We start from the raw sequence: 3,840 nt of genomic DNA, 5'->3' as shown, positions 1-3,840 counted from the left end.
TTGCTACTCGTTACCTACCCCATTATCTGGCCTGGAGACGGGAACTTACAGCGGCAAATAAGTTAACTGCTGGCCGATTGGTTAGCAAAATTGCTGAACATTGGTGCTTCCAACCATTAACGGTAACTTAGCCAATGCAATGGATGCGATAATTTACCCATAGATTTCATTAAGATCAGGAATGTAATCGATCTATAAAAAAATAATCAAGAGAATTGATAGAATTATGAAGCAACATTCATCATAGCTTTCTACATCACAATCGCCTCTGATCAAAAATGGAAAGCTGCCTGTGAGAGCAGCCTCCCATAACACAATCCAGAATGGTTAACGCTCAATCTTCCAGGTCGTTCCTTCACGGCTGTCCTGTAGAATAATGCCCTGCCCTGCCAGCTCATCGCGAATACGATCTGATTCCGCAAAGTCACGATTCTTCTTCGCATCAGCGCGCTTCTGAATCATCTCTTCAATCCACGCTCCATCCACATCGGCACCGGATTTCAAAAACACTTCCGGATCACGTTGAAGAATACCCAGTACACCACCCAGTTTCACCAGCAGCGCTGCAAGTGGCAGTGCTGCGGCTTCATCCTGACTGCGAACGGTGTTTAGGTGACGAACCAGTTCAAACAATACAGCCAGAGCTTCTGGTGTATTGAAATCGTCGTCCATCACTTTGAAGAAGCGCTGTTCGAATTCGTGATCTTCTGCAGCAACAACACCACTCAGACCCAAACCTTTTAAAGAGGTGTAAAGACGCTCAAGGCGTACACCCGCTTCTTTCAGGCTGTCTTCTGAATAGTTGATCGGACTGCGATAATGGCTGGAAATCATAAAGTAACGAACCGTTTCCTCTTCGTACTTATCCAGAACATCACGAATGGTGAAGAAGTTGCCAAGGCTTTTGGACATCTTCACATTATCCAGGCGAATAGCCCCGGAGTGCATCCAGGTATTGACGAACTTCGCGTGGTTGCAGGCTTCGCTCTGGGCGATTTCGTTTTCATGGTGGGGGAACTTCAAATCCGAACCACCGCCGTGTATATCAAAGGTGTCACCAAGGCAGCTTTTGCCCATCACAGAACATTCGATGTGCCAGCCCGGGCGACCTTCACCCCAGGGAGAATTCCAGCTTGGCTCACCCGGTTTGGCGCCTTTCCAAAGAACGAAATCCAGCGGGTCTTCTTTTTTCTCATCCACTTCGATGCGGGCGCCGGCTTCCAGTTCTTCCAGAATTTTGCCAGAGAGTTTGCCGTAACCATCAAACTTGCGAACGCGATAATAAACGTCACCGTTCCCCGGTGCGTAGGCAAAACCTTTTTCGATGAGCTGCTCGATCATCTCCACCATACCCGCCACGTATTCTGTGGCTTTGGGTTCATGGTCTGGCGGCAGGTTGCCTAAACGCTGGAAGTCTTCCTGCATGGCAGCGATCATCCGACCGGTTAATGCCATGAAGTCTTCGCCGTTTTCCGCAGCGCGCTTGATGATTTTGTCGTCTACATCGGTGATGTTGCGAACGTAAGTCAGATCATAACCCCGGGCGCGCAGATAACGGGCCACCACATCAAAAGCCGTGACCGTGCGAGCGTGACCAATGTGACAGTAGTCGTACACAGTCATACCACAGACGTACATACGCACATGGTTGTCTTCCAGCGGGGTAAACGGCTCTTTTTTTCGGGTCAGGCTGTTATAAATCTGCAGCACTTTCTATTTTCCTGTTTTCAATTTTTGCCACATCTTATGGCTCCCATGCTCCGAGGCTGTCGCAAAACTCCAGAAACCTCGTTCCCATGCTCCGCGTGGGAATGCATACCCCAAACATCAGGGTGTCCGGCTCCCACGCAGAGCATGGGAACCAAGGGTTTTGCGACACTCTCTGACCGTGGGAACGAGGAGCTTGGGAGCTTTAAATCAAGCTTTGCTTGCCCAGGTATCTTTCAAGCCGATGGTCAGGTTAAACACCGGATGGTTCGGCTTGTGATCAAAACGATCGGCCACAAAGTATCCTTCCCGCTCAAACTGGAAGCCCTGCTCGGGTTCTGCATTCACCAGCGAAGGCTCAACCCATGCCTTCTGCACTCTCAATGAGTCCGGATTCACATGATTCAGAAAATCTTCGTCACCACGATCCGGAGATGGATGATTGAAAAGGCGATCGTAGATTCTCAACTCTGCCTGCTTACCTTCGGTAGCAGACACCCAGTGAATCACACCGCGCGGACGGATACCTTCCGGCGGATCTTCACCCACAGTGCCCGGCACATAAGACGCGTGAACTTCTTTGATCTCTCCGTTTTCATCACGAATGACGTCATCAGCCTTAATCACATAGGCACTTCGCAGACGAACGTATTCACCAATGACCAGACGTTTGAATTTCTTACGGGAGAGCGTGGTGTCTTCGGTAAAATCTTCATGATCGATATAGATCTCACGGGTAAACGGCAGTGTACGTTGACCCAATTCCGGACGGTTTGGGTGCGCCGCTGCGATCATTTCCTGCACTTCGCCTTCTGGCAAGTTGGAAATCACCAGTTTCAGTGGCGACAACACCGCCATGGCGCGAGCCGCACTGGTGTTCAGGTCGTCTCGGATCGCGTGTTCCAGCATGGAAACATCAGCAGTGCCATCGGAACGACTGACGCCAACCATATCGGCGAAGCGACGGATCGACGCTGGTGTATACCCACGGCGACGCATACCGGAAACCGTTGGCATGCGTGGATCGTCCCAGCCATGCACCACCTTCTCATCCACCAGCTTTTTTAGCTTACGCTTGGAGGTGACGGTGTAGTTCAGGTTGGTGCGGGCGAATTCGTACTGCTTCGGTTTTGCCGGCACCGGCAGGTTTTCCAGGAACCAGTCGTACAGTGGACGATGATCCTGAAACTCCAGAGTGCAAATGGAGTGGGTGATGCCTTCAATGGCATCTTCCTGACCGTGGGCGAAATCGTAACTTGGGTAGATGCACCATTTATCGCCAGTTTGGTGATGGTGCACTTTGCGAATCCTGTACAGAATCGGATCACGCATGTTCATGTTCGGGCTTTGCATATCGATTTTGGCACGGAGAGACACTTTACCTTCTTCGTACTCACCGGCGCGCATTTTTTCAAATTCCGCCAGATTGTCTTCCACACTCTTGCTGCGGTGGGGGCTATCAACACCGGGCTTGTTAAAGTCACCACGGTTGAGACGCATACTTTCCGCGTCCTGATGATCCACATAGGCTTTGCCTTCGCGAATCAGGTGTAGCGCCCACTCATAAAAGGTGTCGAAGTAGCTGGAGGCATAACGAACGTCGCCGGACCATTGAAAACCGAGCCACTTCACGTCTTCCTGAATGGCATCGACGTAAACCTGTTCTTCTTTCTCCGGGTTGGTGTCGTCGAAACGAAGATTGCACTCGCCCTGGTACTTTTCTGCCAGACCGAAGTTCAGGCAGATGGACGTCGCGTGGCCAACATGGAGAAATCCGTTGGGCTCCGGCGGAAAGCGCGTGTGAATACGAGGCACCCGGCCTTCGGCCAGGTCTTTTTCAATAATCTGTTCCAGAAAGTTTCTGGCTTTGTCGGTAGCAGTCATTGTCACTGATGCGTCTTTGGAGGGTTATAGGCGGCTTAAAAATAAACCTGTGCCATAATCGAGCGAGACTACCATATTCCTAAGGCATGGCAAAATAATCCAAGCTGGTTGAGCCTTATTGTTGAACCAAGCCGCTAACGCGGCAAAAAATACCGTAGATACTCTCCATTTTACTATATCCAATACTTCCTAATAACCGCACCACTCAGGTTCGGCTTATTAGGAAGCAATCAACATGGAACGTTCTGA

At 50.4% G+C, this 3,840-nt stretch carries 2 protein-coding genes; both read right to left on the bottom strand.

Annotated features, from left to right (window positions below; genetic code table 11):
- Window positions 1–327: 327 nt before the first annotated feature.
- A complete protein-coding gene (cysS, locus tag AKL11_RS21985) occupies window positions 328–1,710 on the bottom strand; it encodes a cysteine--tRNA ligase (protein WP_067522024.1) in 1,383 nt (460 codons plus the stop codon).
- 207 nt (window positions 1,711–1,917) lie between these two features.
- Window positions 1,918–3,591 (bottom strand): glutamine--tRNA ligase/YqeY domain fusion protein, encoded by a 1,674-nt coding sequence (locus tag AKL11_RS21980; RefSeq protein ID WP_067522022.1) that lies wholly within the window; start codon window positions 3,589–3,591, stop codon window positions 1,918–1,920.
- Between the last annotated feature and the right edge of the window lie 249 nt (window positions 3,592–3,840).

The organism is Endozoicomonas ascidiicola (assembly GCF_001646945.1).
Classification (GTDB): domain Bacteria; phylum Pseudomonadota; class Gammaproteobacteria; order Pseudomonadales; family Endozoicomonadaceae; genus Endozoicomonas; species Endozoicomonas ascidiicola.
Note: the sequence above shows the minus strand (reverse complement) of the source record. Positions and strands in the feature narration are given on the sequence as shown.